Annotated in this window: 13 protein-coding genes; 2 read left to right on the top strand and 11 right to left on the bottom strand. The window is 65.3% G+C overall.

Going from position 1 to position 15,968, the window contains the following annotated elements; genetic code table 11:
- Window positions 1-24: 24 nt before the first annotated feature.
- The 6 genes from IB234_RS09750 to IB234_RS09725 all read right to left on the bottom strand — a co-directional run bounded on the left by IB234_RS09750 (window position 25) and on the right by IB234_RS09725 (window position 8,019).
- A complete protein-coding gene (locus tag IB234_RS09750) occupies window positions 25-738 on the bottom strand; it encodes a TetR/AcrR family transcriptional regulator (protein WP_192316937.1) in 714 nt (237 codons plus the stop codon).
- A 130-nt stretch (window positions 739-868) separates the two neighbouring features.
- Window positions 869-2,371, bottom strand: coding sequence for a lysine--tRNA ligase (gene lysS / locus IB234_RS09745; protein WP_192316935.1), 1,503 nt, complete (start codon window positions 2,369-2,371; stop codon window positions 869-871).
- Window positions 2,372-2,434: 63 nt separating this feature from the next.
- A protein-coding gene (gene prfB, locus IB234_RS09740) for a peptide chain release factor 2 (RefSeq protein WP_192316933.1) occupies window positions 2,435-3,530 on the bottom strand; the annotation gives its coding sequence in 2 pieces (ribosomal slippage) (window positions 2,435-3,457 and window positions 3,459-3,530; 1,095 coding nt in all).
- A gap of 178 nt (window positions 3,531-3,708) precedes the next feature.
- Window positions 3,709-4,641 (bottom strand): autotransporter domain-containing protein, encoded by a 933-nt coding sequence (locus tag IB234_RS09735; protein ID WP_192316931.1) that lies wholly within the window; start codon window positions 4,639-4,641, stop codon window positions 3,709-3,711.
- Between the two features lie 32 nt (window positions 4,642-4,673).
- Window positions 4,674-6,032: an exosortase Q gene (gene xrtQ, locus IB234_RS09730; protein WP_192316928.1), complete on the bottom strand. Its 1,359-nt coding sequence runs from the start codon at window positions 6,030-6,032 to the stop codon at window positions 4,674-4,676.
- Window positions 6,022-8,019 carry a VIT and vWA domain-containing protein gene (locus tag IB234_RS09725; RefSeq protein ID WP_192316926.1) on the bottom strand — a complete coding sequence of 666 codons (1,998 nt, stop codon included), beginning with the start codon at window positions 8,017-8,019 and terminating at the stop codon, window positions 6,022-6,024. The genes xrtQ and IB234_RS09725 overlap by 11 nt, the downstream gene beginning before the upstream one ends.
- Window positions 8,020-8,205: 186 nt before the next feature.
- On the opposite strand from IB234_RS09725, the gene IB234_RS09720 reads away from it, so the two are divergent.
- Window positions 8,206-9,837: a GGDEF domain-containing protein gene (locus IB234_RS09720; protein WP_192316924.1), complete on the top strand. Its 1,632-nt coding sequence runs from the start codon at window positions 8,206-8,208 to the stop codon at window positions 9,835-9,837.
- A gap of 4 nt (window positions 9,838-9,841) precedes the next feature.
- Here IB234_RS09720 and IB234_RS09715 read toward each other — a convergent pair whose 3' ends face one another.
- A complete protein-coding gene (locus tag IB234_RS09715) occupies window positions 9,842-10,579 on the bottom strand; it encodes a tellurite resistance TerB family protein (RefSeq protein ID WP_192316921.1) in 738 nt (245 codons plus the stop codon).
- A 244-nt stretch (window positions 10,580-10,823) separates the two neighbouring features.
- Between IB234_RS09715 and IB234_RS09710 the strand changes: the two genes are divergently transcribed.
- A complete protein-coding gene (locus IB234_RS09710; protein ID WP_192316919.1) occupies window positions 10,824-11,504 on the top strand; it encodes a transglutaminase-like cysteine peptidase in 681 nt (226 codons plus the stop codon).
- A 3-nt stretch (window positions 11,505-11,507) separates the two neighbouring features.
- On the opposite strand, the gene recJ is transcribed toward IB234_RS09710, so the two are convergent.
- From recJ to IB234_RS09690, 4 genes are all read right to left on the bottom strand, one after another.
- Window positions 11,508-13,223: a single-stranded-DNA-specific exonuclease RecJ gene (recJ, locus tag IB234_RS09705; RefSeq protein ID WP_192316917.1), complete on the bottom strand. Its 1,716-nt coding sequence runs from the start codon at window positions 13,221-13,223 to the stop codon at window positions 11,508-11,510.
- A 121-nt stretch (window positions 13,224-13,344) separates the two neighbouring features.
- Entirely contained in the window at window positions 13,345-13,884 is a 540-nt protein-coding gene (locus tag IB234_RS09700; RefSeq protein ID WP_192316915.1) for a YaeQ family protein, read from the bottom strand.
- Between the two features lie 181 nt (window positions 13,885-14,065).
- Complete coding sequence (locus IB234_RS09695) at window positions 14,066-15,211, bottom strand: GGDEF domain-containing protein (RefSeq protein ID WP_192316913.1); 1,146 nt, start codon at window positions 15,209-15,211, stop codon at window positions 14,066-14,068.
- Window positions 15,212-15,462: 251 nt separating this feature from the next.
- Window positions 15,463-15,963 (bottom strand): rhomboid family intramembrane serine protease, encoded by a 501-nt coding sequence (locus tag IB234_RS09690; protein WP_192317800.1) that lies wholly within the window; start codon window positions 15,961-15,963, stop codon window positions 15,463-15,465.
- Between the last annotated feature and the right edge of the window lie 5 nt (window positions 15,964-15,968).

The raw sequence follows: 15,968 nt of genomic DNA, 5'->3' as shown, positions 1-15,968 counted from the left end.
ACCCCGCCTAGGCGGGGCTGGGATTCATGATCCTACGACCAGGTCCAGGAAGCGCTGCAGCACCGTGCGCTGGGCCCCCAGGTCGAAATCATCCACCCCATCGACAATGGCATGATATTCCATCCGCAAAACAAGCGTAGTCAACACCTGCGCATCCTCGTAGGGCGCCGTAGAGCCCATGGCGAGCACAGCTCGCTCGGCGAAGCGAAAGCGCAGGCTCTGATGGGCGAGGCACAATGGGCGCAGTACGGCATTGGTCAGCGCCTCCTGGCGGAAGGCCAGCTCGACCAGCAACTCGTCATCATGCTCGCGCATCTTGGCCTGGACGTGGGCCACCGTCAGGTCGATCACGTGGGCGACCAGTTCGCGACGAGCCGCCGGGTCGCCCTCGATGGCAGCGGCGATACGGCGAAAATCATCTTCCACACCAGCCCAGAGCGTCGCCAGGCTGGTCGAACTGCGCTTGACGAACAGCGCGAAGCTGTCAGCGATCAGATCCTGAATATCATTGAAGTAATAGGTGGTGGCCGACAACGGCACTCCGGCCTCGGCAGCCACCGCGCGGTGGCGAACGCCCCGCAGCCCTTCACGAACGATGATGCGCAGAGCAGCGTCGAGAATGCCCAGACGGCGCTGCTCACTGCCCTGGCGAATGGCCTTGCGACCACGATACTGCACGGATTCGGCTAACTCGCCAGCCAGATCGACCGGAGACTTCGAGGCAGAGCTGAGGTTCACTGCGGGACGTTCCTCGCAAAGACAGCGGACAAAAAACAGGGGCCTGTCATGACGACAGCCCCCTGTTTTCAAACAGCGAAGTGGCCATCTGCCACTTATCGCTAGACGTTGCCGGCGCAAGGCTCCGCGATCAAGCCTGCGGACGCATATGCGGGAACAGGATCACATCACGGATCGATGGCGAATTGGTCAGAAGCATTACCAGCCGGTCAATACCAATACCCTCGCCCGCGGTCGGCGGCATGCCGTACTCCAGGGCGCGAACGAAGTCGGCGTCGTAGTGCATGGCCTCATCGTCACCGGCGTCCTTGTCGGCCACCTGCTGCAGGAAGCGCGCGGCCTGGTCTTCGGCGTCGTTCAGCTCGGAGTAGGCGTTGGCGATCTCGCGGCCACCGATGAACAGCTCGAAGCGGTCGGTAACGCTCGGATCGTCGTCGCTGCGGCGGGCCAGCGGCGAGACTTCGAACGGGTAACGGGTGATGAAGTGCGGCTGCTCCAGCTTGTGCTCGACCAGCTCCTCGAAAATCATCACCTGCAGTTTGCCCAGACCTTCGAAGCCGAGGACCTTGGCGCCGGCCTTCTTGGCGATGGCACGGGCCTTGTCGATGTCATTGAGGTCGGCGGCGGTGATTTCCGGGTTGTACTTGAGGATCGAGTCGAACACCGACAGGCGCACGAACGGCTCGCCGAAGTGGAACACCTTGTCGCCGTACGGCACGTCGGTAGTACCGAGAACCAGCTGGGCCAGCTCGCGGAACAGCTCCTCGGTCAGGTCCATGTTGTCTTCGTAGTCGGCGTAGGCCTGGTAGAACTCGAGCATGGTGAACTCGGGGTTGTGCCGGGTCGAAACGCCTTCGTTACGGAAGTTGCGGTTGATCTCGAAGACTTTCTCGAAGCCACCAACCACCAGGCGCTTGAGGTACAGCTCCGGGGCGATACGCAGGAACATTTGCATGTCCAGGGCGTTGTGGTGGGTCTCGAACGGCTTGGCCGCGGCGCCGCCAGGAATGGTCTGCAGCATCGGCGTTTCGACTTCGAGGAAGTCGCGCTTCATCAGGAAGCTGCGGATGTGCGCGATCACTTGGGAACGCACGCGGAAGGTCTGGCGCACGTCTTCGTTGACGATCAGGTCGACGTAGCGCTGGCGGTAGCGCTGTTCGGTGTCGGACAGGCCGTGGTGCTTGTCCGGCAGTGGGCGCAGGGACTTGGTCAGCAGGCGCACATTGGTCATCTCGACGTACAGGTCGCCCTTGCCGGAACGAGCCAGGGTGCCTTCGGCGGAAATGATGTCGCCCATGTCCCAGGTTTTCACCGCGGCCAGGGTTTCTTCCGACAGGGTCTTGCGGTTGACGTAGACCTGGATGCGTCCGGTCATGTCCTGGATCACCATGAACGAGCCACGGTTGAGCATGATGCGCCCGGCAACCTTGACCGGAATGGCAGCGGCTTCCAGCTCTTCCTTGCTCTTGTCGACGTACTGTTTCTGCAGGTCGGCGCAGTAGTTGTCGCGGCGGAAGTCGTTGGGGAAGGCGTTGCCCTGCTCACGGATGGCAGCAAGCTTCTCTTTGCGCTGGGCAATCAGCTTGTTTTCTTCCTGTTGCAGTTCGTTCTGGTCGAGTTGTTGGTCGCTCATGTCGTCGTCATTTCCGTCACAGTGTCGTTGCCGCCCTCCTCGGGAGGGCGGAATCGAAAGGTATTACAGGCCTTGCTTGAGGCTGGCCTCGAGGTACTGGTCGAGGTCGCCATCGAGGACCTTCTGGCAGTCGCTACGCTCGACGCCAGTACGCAGATCCTTGATGCGCGAGTCATCGAGCACGTAGGAGCGGATCTGGTGACCCCAGCCGATATCCGACTTGGAGTCTTCCAGGGCCTGGGACGCGGCGTTGCGCTTCATCATCTCCAGCTCGTACAACTTGGCCCGCAGCATCTTCATGGCGGTGTCCTTGTTGGCGTGCTGGGAGCGTTCGTTCTGGCACGCCACCACGGTGTTGGTCGGTACGTGGGTGATACGCACCGCCGAGTCGGTGGTGTTCACGTGCTGGCCACCGGCGCCGGAGGAGCGGTAGGTGTCGATGCGCAGGTCGGACGGGTTGATCTCGATCTCGACCTTGTCGTCGATCTCGGGCGAGGCGAACACCGCGGAGAACGAAGTATGGCGACGGGCGCCGGAGTCGAACGGGCTCTTACGCACCAGGCGGTGCACGCCGATCTCGGTACGCAGCCAACCGAAGGCGTATTCGCCCTTGATATGCACGGTGGCGCCCTTGATACCGGCGACTTCGCCCTCGGACAGCTCGATGATGGTGGCGTCGAAGCCGCGCTTGTCGGCCCAGCGCAGGTACATGCGCAGCAGGATGTTGGCCCAGTCCTGGGCCTCGGTACCGCCGGAACCGGCCTGGATGTCCAGGTAGCAGTTGTTCGCGTCCATCTCGCCGCTGAACATGCGGCGGAATTCCAGCTTTTCGAGGATCTCGCGCAGGCGCTCGATTTCGGCAACGATGTCGCTCACCGCACCTTCGTCGTTCTCTTCGGCGGCCATTTCCAGCAGGTCGCGGGAATCAGCCAGGCTGCCGGTGAGGTCATCGATGGTTTCGACGATCTGCGCCAGCATGGCACGCTCACGGCCCAGGTTCTGGGCATACTCGGGATTGTTCCAGACGCTGGCGTCTTCCAGCTCGCGGTTTACTTCGACCAGGCGATCATGCTTCTGATCGTAGTCAAAGATACCCCCGAATCGACAGGGTGCGCTCGGACAGGTCCTTGATGCTGTTGAGGATCGGATTGATTTCCATGGTGGGCAGCACTCTCGGGCAAAGGCGCAGAACGGCCTACTTCGGCCCTGTCGGAGCGGCATTGCGCCTGGCTCGACTGGGCACGGCAAGGGCCGCGACCGCAAAGTTTCTGAAAAGCCGGCGAGTATACCCGACTCGCAGCGCCCTGGCAGCCCGCAGCCTGACCGGCGGGACGACCTCAGAACTTCAGACTGAGCCGCGCCGCCAGGGCATTATCGCGGGCATCCTCGGCGTAGTGGCCGGCGTAGGTCAGGCCGAGATAGCAGCGCTCGCTCAGCTCGTGATCCAGGCTCAGGTCCAGGCGCAGGGTGCTGCGCTCGAACTCGCGGCCCTGCAGGCGCAGCGCGTCGCCCTCCTCGCTCCAGGCACGGCTGGCCAGCTGGTCGCTACCAAGGTCCTGGCGCAGCGCCAGGCTGGCACGACCGACCCATTTGCGCTGCTGCACGTACCAGGGCGCCGCCAGGCGCCAACCAAGGGTGAGATAACCGCTCTCCTCGTCCGCCCCCGGCAGGCGCAGCCCGCGCTCACGCTGGCTGGGGGCATCCAGCTGTACATAGGCCAGGCCGGCGAAGGGCTCCAGGGTGAAGTCGCGGAAATCCAGGGCCAGGCTGCTCTCGCCGAACAGCTGCCAGCTGCGTGCCCGCTCGCCATGCTCCAGCTCGTGCCAGCCCTGCAACGCGCCGAGCTTGAAGCCCAGCTGGTTGTAGATGCGCGTGGCGGCGTACAGGCCCAGGTGTACGCTATCGCTGTCGGCGTGACCGGCATCGGCGTCCAGCCGAGTGCGGGACACACCGGCCAGCACCCCACCGATCCACTGCCCGCCCAACGGCCGATCCAGGCCCAGCATCAGCCCCTCGCCATCGCGCTCCAGCCCACCATCCCAGGAGCCATGAATGCCGTAGGCCCGCGACCAGAGCGGCCAGTCGCCCTCCTGCGCCTGCTTCTCGCGGAAGGCGAAACGTACCTGCTGCAGGCGATCCAGCGCCGCCTCGCGCGGCAGCCGACTGTCGTCCAGCAGCACGGCGCGCTGATCGAGCAACAGATCGTCGGCCAGCGCGGCCTGACCGATGAGTGTCAGCACCAGCGCGCCCAGTGTCGTTAGCCTTGCCATATCCGCCCTCCCGCTGGCCTGGCCGGAGTCTATCAGGGCAGTGGCTGCGCCGTGGTCACCGCCAGCCAGGGGCCGCGCGACTCGCCGGCCAGCGCACTCCAGTACCAGGCCGAGTGGTCACTGAAGCTAGCGCCGGCGGCATCCTCGATGTACTCGCAGACCCGCAGCGGGCCACCAGGGCCCTCGGCAACGAAGCAGCGCTGCACGCCGGAAGCAGCAACACGCCGCTCCAGTGCCTGCGCGCCGATGCGATAGCCGAGCCCGCGGAAACAGTCCGCCGCCGGGTGCAGCTTGCGTGTCGGGCGGGTGACATGACGCAGGCTGATGATCCGCTCGCCGTCGCTGAAGCGGCCGATGGCACCGGGAAACTGTGCGGCAAAACTCAGCTCCACCGGCGACAGCGCCAGCGGGCGCAGCTCGCGCCCGGCAAATTGCTGCGGCCACTCGTATGAACGAGCCAGGGACTGCGCTGGCTCCGCCTCCCCCTGCAACAGCGGCCAACCGCCCAGGCCGACGAAGACCAGCGCCAGCGCAGCCTGCCAGCGACCACGCGCCTGCCTGGCCAGCGCAGGCGTAGCCGGCACGAGGGGCGACCAGTGGCCGGCAGCGACGATGCGCAGCACCAGGGCGCAGACCGCGACGAACACCAGCAGGCCGATGCCTTCATGCATCCACGCCGGCCAACCCAGACGACCGGTCTCCTGCAGCACCAGCAGGCTGTTACGCAGGATATTGCCAACCAGCACCAGCGCGCCGAGCAGCGGGATGCGGCGCAGCAGCAGACGGTCCGGCAGACGTAGCCAGGCGGCACTGGCGAAGGCGGTGAAATACGCGACCCAGGCCATCTGGATACCGGAGCATGGGGCATCGACCATCACCAGTTGGCCGCCAACCTCCAGCGCGCTGCCCTGCCGCTCGACGAGCAGGCCGCCGCCGCGCAGCAGCCAGGCGCTGGCCTCGGCGGTGAGCAAGCGCAGCGGATAGCCGAGGTAGAACTGCAGCGACGAGAGCAACGGCAGCGCCAGCAGGCCGAGCCCGAACCAGGCCAGGCGCGGCTGCCCGGCACCGCGCAGCGCCATGGCCACGGCGAGCACCGCCAACACGCCGAGAGCGGCGCGTGGCAGCGGCGGCCAGGTACCCTGGCTCAAAGTCGCCAGAATGGCCAATACGGTGCCCGCCAGCAGCCAGCCCAGACGCGGAGCACCGAGGAAGCCCGCGCGCTCGCGCCACAGCACCAGCAACAAGGCGGCCAGCGCGACGATGCCGTAGGGGTCGTCCGAGCCATCGCCCAAGCGTCGCGCGCTCCACAGCCACAGCGGCCACAACGCCAGCGCCGCCAGCACCAGCCAGAGCCAGCCCGGCAGTTGGCGCAGCGCCTTCTCAAACGGCATGGCTACGGCGCCGGTTCGCCCAGAACATGCCCAGCGCGGCGATCAACAGCATGGCCCAGGCCGCCGGCTCCGGCGTGCTTGGCACCAGCGCGCCGATTGCCTGATTGCTCACGCCCTGGGGCAGAGGTAGTGGCTGCTGGACCTTGGCCGCCGCCCCCGGATTGGGATTGCGCACCTCTTCATCCACGGCGATGAACGAGGTGTAGGGCGTCAGCAGGCCGTACTTGAGGCCGAGGTCGAGAATCGCCTGGCTGTGCTGGTAACCACCCTCCAGGGTTTCCTGATCCACCAGGCTGGCAACCCGCCGGCGCGCCCACAGGTGGGTCAGTGCCTGGCTGCCCTTCTGCACGGCGCTCGCCACGATAGGCACCTCAGCGTGGAACGGCCCGCCGCTGCCATGCCCGTCCACCCGCAGATGCCCCTTAGCCGGCCCGCGCCATTTGCCGAACACCGCCAGTGGCCGCTCGGCGAACAGGTCCGGCAGCACCGCCGGCTCCACGTCGTACACGTCCAGACCCTCGAATGTCAGCTTGGGGCTGGCCAGCAACGGAGCATCGATCATCCGCCGCAGGCGCTCGGCCTCCAGCTCCGCCGACTCGGCATCCAGCACCACGAACGGCTCGCCCTGCCCCGCGCGAGCCAGCCCCTCGATCAACTGGCGATTGACCGAGCTGCCGATGCCGAAGGCGAACAGGTTGGCCTTATCCAGATTTTCGCGGACCAGTTGGAACGCCTCGCGCTCCACCGCCACGAAACCATCGGTGACCACCACAAAGCTGCGCGAGCGCTCGGCATCCACCGGTATCGCCAGGGCCTGGCGCAGCGCCGGCAACAGCTCGGTGCCACCGGAGCCCATCTGCGTGTCGAGCATCGCTAGCGCGGTATCGATGTTCTCCGGGCTGGCCGGCTGCGACTGCGGCGCCAGCATGCTACTGCTGCCGGAGAACAGCAGGACGTTAAAGCTGTCGGCCGGGCGCAACCCGCCGATCAGGTTGCGCAACAGTTGCTTGGTGGTGTCCAGCGGGAAGCCGTGCATCGAGCCGGAGATATCCACCACGAAGATGTATTCGCGCGGCACGATCAGGCTGCTGGGCGCATTGCGTGGCGGTGCCACCAGGGCCAGGAAGAAGTCCTCCTGCTCGCCCTCGCTCAGCAGCACGCCGCTCTGGAAGTCGGCACCGGACAGGCGATAGTCGAGCACGAAGTCGCGGTTGTTGGCCGGCCGACCGTCGTTGCCCAGGCTCAGGCGCAGCCGGTTGGCATCCAGGCGTTCACGCTGCAGCGGATGGCTGGGTGAGGCGACATCCGCCAGCGGGGTCGGCGCCATCAGGTCGATGGCGAGACTGAAGCCTGCATTCGACGGCGCGCCCTCACCCAGATGGGGCGTGCCGATCCACGGCTCGGCCTTGTGGCTCGCGGCACCCGGCTTGCCGTTGTAGCGCGGCCCGACCACCGTCGGGAAGACGAAACGGTATACGCCCTCCTCCGGCAGCAGCAGCTCGGTGTAGCGCAGCTCCACGTCGACTTCGTCGCCCGGCAGAATATTGGCGACCTGCATCTGGAACACGTTCTCGCGCTGCTGCTCCAGCAGCGCCGCAGTCTTGCCGGCGCTCTTGGCCTGCTGGTATTCCACCTTGGCCTTCTGCTTCTCGCGAATCTGCGCCCGCAGCTCGCGCTCGCCCAGGCGCACGGTCATGCCGTACACCGCCGCGCGGGTCGAGCCGGGGAACACGTAGCGCGCCTCCAGCGCCTGCTGGCCCTCGTTGCGATAGCGCTGCACTACCCGCACATCGGCCATCACGCCGAGAATGCGCACCTGAACATCGGTGGATTTCAGCGGCAGGGCGTCCACCACGCCATCGCCGCCTTCCACGGCGAAATATGGACTCTCGCCCTGCTCCTGCTGCGCCAGCACCAGGGTCGAACAACCCAGCAACACCAGCCCCAGGGCCGCGCGAACGGCCCGCCTGCAAACTCCCGGCAACATGTGCTTCTCCCACTCACGGTTACTGATGGCCGGGATGCTGCGAGCGCAGAGTGGGAAAATTTTGAAGATTGCATGGGCTTTCTATGGAATGCTGGCGAGACGGCCTGAACTAAGCTGAACCAGGCCTTTCCGCTACAGCCCGCGCCAGGGCGAACAGCCACCGTCACGCATTCGGAGTCGCCGTTCATGCGCCCAGCCTTCAGCCTGCGCAGCCATATCGCCCTGCTTATCGCCCTGTTGGTGACGTTGCTCAGTTGGCTGTTCGGCACCCTGATCGGCAACGACTCCAGTGATCGCATCCGCGAGGAAGTTGGCCGCGACCTCACCGAGGTCTCGCTGCAGATGATCGACCGTCTGGACCGCGACATGGCCAGCCGCGCCGCCTACCTGCAGGTACTCGGCAGCCTGAACGTACTGCACCAGCCGGACGACCCGAAGCAGATCCGCGAACTGCTCGACCGTCTGCAACAGGAAATTCCCAGCATCGCCTGGATCGGCTTCACCGATCCCAAAGGCATCGTGCTGGCCTCCAGCGGCGGCATTCTCGAAGGCGTCAGCCTGGCCCAGCGCCCGGTCTACATTCGCGGCTACAAGGAGCTGTTCATCGGTGACGTGCACGAGGCCGTTTTGCTGGCCAAGCTGCTGCCCAATCCGAGCGGCGAACCAATGAAGTTCGTTGATATCAGCCTGCCGGTGTATGGCCCGGACAACCAACTGGCCGGCGTGCTGGCCACGCATCTGTCCTGGGCCTGGGCCGACGAGGTGCGTCAGTCGCTGATGGAGCCGATCCAGAAGCGCCGCGCCGTAGAATTCCTGATTCTCAGCAGCGATCACACGGTGCTCCTGGGGCCCAAGACCATGATCGGCCAGAAGATCGACCTGCCGGAGCTGAGAAAACCACTCAACCCTGATGGCCAGTGGGCCGTGCAGCAATGGCCGGACGGTACGCACTACCTGACCGGCTTCGCCGCCAGCCAGGGCTACCAGAACTACGCCGGCCTGGGCTGGATCGTAGTGGCGCGCCAGGCCCTGGAAGAGGCTTACGCCCCGGCTCGCGAGATCGGCGAGCGCATCGTGCTCTGGGGCATCGGGCTGGCTCTGCTATTCGCCGCCCTCGGATGGCTGCTGACCGGCTATTTCACTCGACCGCTGCGGCACATCGCCGAGGCCGCCGACCACTTGAGCGCTGGGCAGGCCGCCGTGATTCCCGACCTCGATAGCCCTCGCGAGTTGGCCCTGCTCAGCCGCTCGATCCGTCATATGGTGGAAAGCCTGACCCACCAGCAGAACGCCCTTGGCCTGATGGAAGACAAGGCCTACAGCGACCCGCTCACCGGACTGGCCAATCGTTCGGCGCTGGAGAAATACCTGCTACTGGCACGCTCTCACGAACGGATACTGGCCCTGCTGTATCTGGACCTGGACGGGTTCAAGCCGATCAATGACAGCCTCGGTCACAAGGCTGGCGACCAACTACTCAAACATGTGGCCGTGCGTCTGCGTGGCTACCTGCGCGACGGTGATCTGGTGGCACGCCTGGGCGGCGATGAATTCGTGATGGTATTGCGGGTACCGGAAGACGAAGCTCTGGAACAGGCCCAGCAAGTGGCCAGCCGTGTGCTGCACGGCCTGCAGCAACCCGTGGTGATCGATGGGCACGAAGTGCGTATTGGTTGCAGCGTGGGCGGCGCCTTGTGGCCGCAGGACCATGCAACGCTGGAGGGAGCCCTGGAACTGGCCGACCAGGCGCTTTACCGCGCCAAGCAGACCGGGCGTAATCGGGCGGAGTTCCAGGCAAAGGCCCACAACCCCGCCTGATATCTCAATTGACCACCAGTTCCTGGCGCACCTGGGCTTCCAGCTCGGCCTTGAGCGACGGTTCCAATTTGAGCTGACGGGCCAGCTCTTCCAAGTAGGCGCGCTCCATGAAGTGCTCCTCATCCACCATCAGCACACTGGCGATGTACATCTCTGCAGCCATCTCCGGGGTAGTAGCGGCGCGCGCCACCTCGCCCGGATCGAGCGGCTTGTTCAGCTCGGCGTCCAACCAGCGCATCAGCTCCGGATCGTTGGCCAGCGCGCCGATCTGCTCCTCGATCAGTTGGCGCTCCTTGGCATCCACGTGGCCATCGGCCTTGGCCGCCGCCACCAGTGCCTTGAGAATCGCCTGGCTGTGCAGCTCGGCCTGGGGTGCTGGCAGGCGGTCAACGGTCTGCGGTTCGACGCGCGGCTGCGCGGTGCCCTGCTGCTGGGCCTGCCAGTTGCCGTAGGCCTTGTAGGCGATCACCCCGAGGGCCGCCAAGCCACCGTAGGTCAGCGCCTTGCCGCCCAGCTTACGGGCACTCTTGTTGCCCAGCAGCATGCCCAGTGCGCCAGCTGCCAGCGCGCCGCCACCAGCGCCCTTGAGCAGGGTGCCGAGGTCGCCACTACCGCCCTTGCTGCCACCGGCCACGCGGCCAAGCAAGCCACCCAGACCACCGGACGACGAGGAGCCGGACTTCTGCTGCAGCAGCTCCTGGCCGGATTTGAGCAATTGGTCGAGCAATCCACGGGTATTCATCTGAGCCCTCCTTCAGGGTTAGCCAATCCTTGGAAGAGACCGATTCTAATCGCGACAGTCGCTGCTCCGCTCGCGGCGCAGTGCATCCAGATATTGCGTGGGCCGCATAGCGTGATCCAACGCATGAATCGGCACGGAACTCGGCGGGTTCGCTCGCAAAGGGTGTGGGCCGTCACATTTGCCGGCCGGGTGATCTTTCAGGATCGCCCAACCCCGCCAAGCCCGGCGGCCAGAGCAGCCATTCATGCCCCAGCCCTTCTGGTTCCGACTACTCCCCCGCCGCCTCGTGCTCGGTGCGCTGGGGCTATTGGTCGGTCTGGGCGGCACGCCGAGCAACGCAGAGAGCCCCTCAGCCTCTGCGTTGGCCGAAGCGATCAGTGCCAGCCGTCTTCAAGCCTGGCAGCAACTGCTGGAGCAACCGCAGCAGGGCGACGAGCGTGCATTGCTGGAACGGATCAACCACTTCGTCAATCGCAGCGTGCTACATGGCGAGGATATGGATATCTGGGGTGAGGCCGAATACTGGGCCTCGCCGCTGGAGACGCTGGACAGGGGGCGCGGCGACTGCGAGGACATCGCCATCGCCAAGTACTTCGGCCTGGTTCGCCTCGGTGTTCCCAGCGAGAAGTTACGCCTGACCTTCGTCAAGGCCCTGGAGCAGAGACGCGCGCACATGGTGCTGGCGTACTACGCCGAAGAGAGCGCCGAGCCTCTGATCCTCGACAACCTCAAACCGCAGATCCTGCCCGCCGGCCAGCGCCGCGACCTGCTGCCGGTGTATGCCTTCAACAACCACGGCATCTTCCTCGGCAGCGCGCCGCAACGGCAGTCGAAGCAATCACCACAGCTGCTGGCCCGCTGGCAGGACGTCAGCGCGCGAGCGCTGGTCGAAGGCTCGGAATCACCCGGCACGCCACGCAGCTGAGACCTAGCGTGGCGCCAAGTGCGCCACCATCAGTTGCACGCTCTCGCGGCCCTGGTATTCGTTGACGTCCAGTTTGTAGGCCAACTCCACCCAGCGCACATTCGGATTCGGCCAGGTATCACGGTCGACGTTGAAGGCGATGCCGTCCAGGGTCTGACCGCCACACTCGGTCTTCAGCACCAGCTTGAGATGCTTCTCGCCCACCACGCGCTGGGTGACGATCTGGAACACGCCATGGAACAGCGGCTCGGGGAAATGCTGGCCCCAGGGCCCGGCATGGCGCAGCGACTTGGCCAGCTCCAGGTGGAACTCCTCGACGCCCAGCTGGCCGTCGGAGAGCAGGCGCCCGGTGAGGTCATCCTCGCTCAGTTGGCGGCGTACTTCGGCATCGAAGGCGGCGGCGAAGGCCCCGTAGTGCTCCTGTGGCAACGACAGGCCGGCGGCCATGGCATGGCCACCGAACTTGCTGATCAACCCCGGATGGCGCGCGGCCACGGCGTCCAGCGCATCGCGGATATGCAGGCCGGGCACCGAGCGTGCCGAGCCCTTGAGCAGGCCGTCACCAGCGTCGGCAAAGGCAATGGCTGGGCGGTGGTAACGCTCCTTGAGGCGCGAGGCGAGGATGCCGATCACGCCCTGGTGCCAGTCCGCCTCGAACAGACACAGGCCGAACGGCATGTCCTCCAGGCTGAGGTCCTTGAGCTGGGCCAGCGCCTCGCGCTGCATGCCCTGCTCGATGGCCTTGCGGTCCTTGTTCAGGTCGTCGAGCTGCTGGGCCATGTCCGCCACCAGCGCCTGGTCGTCGCACAACAGGCACTCGATGCCCAGGCTCATGTCGTCCAGACGACCTGCCGCATTCAGACGCGGACCAAGAATGAAGCCGAGATCGGTGGAGCTGATGCGCGCCGCCTGGCGCCCGGCCACGTCGAGAATGGCCTTGAGCCCTGGGCGCGCCCGGCCGGCACGGATGCGTGCCAGGCCCTGGTGCACCAGGATACGGTTGTTGGCGTCCAGCGGCACCACGTCGGCCACGCTGCCCAGCGCCACCAGGTCGAGCAGTTCACCCAGGTTCGGCTCGGCAATGCCGGCGCGGGCAAACCAGTCTACCTCGCGCAGCTTGGCGCGCAGCGCCAGCAGCACATAGAAGATCACCCCGACCCCGGCCAGCGACTTGCTGGGGAAGTCGCAGCCCGGCTGGTTGGGATTGACGATGGCGTCCGCGGCCGGCAGCTCCGGGCCTGGCAGGTGGTGATCGGTGACCAGCACCTTGAGACCCGCGGCCTTGGCTGCGGCCACACCCTCGACGCTGGAGATGCCGTTGTCCACCGTCACCAGCAGATTGGGCTTGCGCTCCAGGGCCACGGCGACGATTTCCGGGGTCAGGCCGTAGCCGTACTCGAAGCGATTGGGCACCAGGTAGTCGACATGCGCCGCGCCGAGCATGCGCAGGCCGAGCACGCCGACCGAGCTGGCGGTGGCGCCGTCGGCGTCGAAGTCGCCGACGTAGAGAATGCGCTGACGTTGTTCCAGGGCCTGCACCAGCAGCGCCACCGCGCCATCGATACCTTTCAGTTGCTGGTACGGAATCAGCCGCGCCAGCCCTTTATCCAGCTCTGCGGCAGACTGCACGCCGCGGGCGGCGTACAGACGGGTCAGCAGGGGCGGCAGCTCGCCCAAATCAGGCAGCGTGGCAGGTAGCGGGCGAAGATCGATGCGCATGAAGGAACCATGTTGATTCGTAGGATGGCTCCCTCTCCCGCTGGGAGAGGGCTGGGGTGAGGGTAATTCAGGCAACCCGGAGCGACTTGGTAGCCCCTCCCCCAGAATTGGAAGGGAAAACTCAACGCTCGCCGTGCAGCCACTCCAGCGGAATCTCGTGCTGGCCGCGCTCGTCGGTGACGTAGAGCAGGCCGTCGCTGATCATCACGCTCCAGCTCACCGAACGCGGCAGGTCGCGGGCTAGGTTCTCCAGTGCTTCCTGGTCGACACCGACCACGTTGATGTTCTTCAGGCTGCGCACACTGTCGAGCACTTTGTTCTGCCACACGCGCAGGCTGCCGTAGGCCACCAGGCTGAAACGCTCGGCACGGCGCGAGCACCAGGTGATGCGTTCGGCATCCGGCTGGCCGACTTCGATCCAGTGCAGCACGCGGTCGTCCAGGCTCTTCTCCCACAGCGCCGGCTCGTCGACGTCGGACAGGCCGCGACCGAACGCCAGTTGCTCGTGGTACCACAGGGCGTAGGCGATGAGACGCACGCACAGGCGCTCCTCGGTCTCCGATGGGTGCCTGGCCACGGTGAAGCGCAGGTTCTCGTAGACGTTGCGGTCAATGTCGGTGAGGTTGAGTTCGACTTTATAGGGCGTGGATTGCAGGGCCATGGACAGGCTTCTTGGCTGATCGGGAAGGCGGCAAGTCTACCCGATTCACCTAAGAACCTGTTCAAAGGCTCGCAAGCTGGAAGCATGCATGGACCAAGACAGGCGAGGAAGCGCAGTTACGAGCGACGAGCAAACATCCTGAGGCTGCCCTAACGCGGTACAGCGAGGCCTGGACAGGCTCTCAGCGCGGCTCCGCCCTGTACAACTCAACCCGATTGCGTCCGGCAGCCTTGGCGGCATAGAGCGCCTCGTCCGCCAGCGACAGCAGGCGATCGAGCTGGTAGTTCGCCTGCAGTGCCTCGGCGATACCGATGCTTACGCTGAGCTGACCCTCAGCGACGAATGGAAGCTCAGCAAACTCGTGGCGGATACGCTCGGCAAGAGAAAGAGCCGCGGCGGCATCGGCACCGGCCAGCAGACAGACGAACTCCTCACCGCCGATACGGGCGCAGAGATCATGCTGACGGGAACGATCCATCAGGATCTGGCCGAAATCGGCCAGAGCCTGATCACCAGCCGCATGACCGAAGCTATCGTTGACCCTCTTGAAGTGGTCCAGGTCGCACAGTAGAAGCACCGCGGGCCTGCGCAAGCGGGCGCAATCGGCTAGCAGGCGACCAGCCGCACCGACGAAAGCTCGGCGATTGCCGATGCCGGTCAGCGGGTCGCGCAGTGCTGCACTCTTGTAGAGCAGCTCGGCGCGCTCCTTGACCATCGACAGGGTGACGAAGGCTAGGCCGATGGCGTACAGCAGGGTCTCCAGCACCACGAGGGAAAAGAAAGGAGTGCTCTGCCCCTCGGGGTCGAACGGCAAGTCCCTGTCGAGAAAGGCCCGCACGACATAGAAGCCCGCATGCAACAGCATCAGAGCGAGAGTGGGCCGATAGTCCACCTCCAGCTGCAACCGGCTGCGCCACAACTCCCAGGCACCCAGAACCGCGTACAGCGCCATCAACAGCGACCCTACCGTGATACGGACCGACAGCGACTGGTGAAATGCCGGCAGCAGGCATAGACCAAGCCAGAGCAATCCGCCCGCGGCCATGCCCCATCTACTGGGTGGGTGCCCGACAAAGACCCGCAGGGCCGTCCAAGCCAGAGCTGCACTGAACAGGACCAGCAGATTGCTGAATACCACCGGAACCCAATCGAAACCCAGACCACGCAGCGTGCCGACCAGCGCCCCGAGAGAGCCTACCACCAGCGCCGCTGCCAGATAGCCCAGCGTACGGTCGCGCCCACGAGTCCAGGCGTGCAGCATCAGCACGCTGACCAGCAGGAGCACATAGATGTCCAGCATCACTAGGGTGGCGAGGTTCAGTTGCATGATGCGCCTATGCGGCACTCGGATAGAAAGAGCATGAAACTATATCTAAACGGTCGGTCAGAAACGGCGAACACTTTACGTCGCCCTTCTCGGCGATGCCAGAAAAAGCCTTCAAATTGCCATCATTCAGCGTGCCATTCGCTGCCACAAACATGCGACGACATTTCGCGCCCCCACTCGAAAGCCTCACGCATCCCGACAGCCGGCAGTGCCCGGCACAGTTCCTCGCCAAACCAGTCCATCAGCCCGGCCTATCGGCTAGGGCGTCGGCGCCGACTCAATGCAGCAAACAGCACGCCGCACAGGGCACCGAACAGGTGGTATTCGAAGGAAATGCCCTGGCTCGGCAGCAGGCCGAGCCACCAGCCGCCGTAGTAGAACAGCACCAGCAGGGCGATCAGCAAACTAGCCAGGCTGCGCTCGAACCAGGTGCGGGCCAGCAGCAGGCCCCACAGGCCGAACACCCAGCCACTGGCGCCCAGGTGCAGGCCTGGCCGGGCGAACAGCCAGACCAACAGGCCACTTCCGACGATGATAAAGGCGCTGGCGGCGAGGAACTGGCGCAGCGAACCGAGCAGCGCCAGCCAGCCCAGCAGCATCAGCCCCGGCAGGTTGTTGAGCAGATGCCACCAGCCGGCGTGCAGCCAGGGCGCGAAGAGAATGCCGGGCAGGCTGTCGACACGGCGAGGCAGCACGCCCCACAAATTGAAGGCGTTGCCGCTGAGGCTGTTGCCGACCTGCAGCACCAGCATCAGCG

The sequence above is a fragment of the Pseudomonas sp. PDM16 genome (assembly GCF_014851865.1).
Taxonomy (GTDB): Bacteria; Pseudomonadota; Gammaproteobacteria; order Pseudomonadales; family Pseudomonadaceae; genus Aquipseudomonas.
Note: the sequence above shows the minus strand (reverse complement) of the source record. Positions and strands in the feature narration are given on the sequence as shown.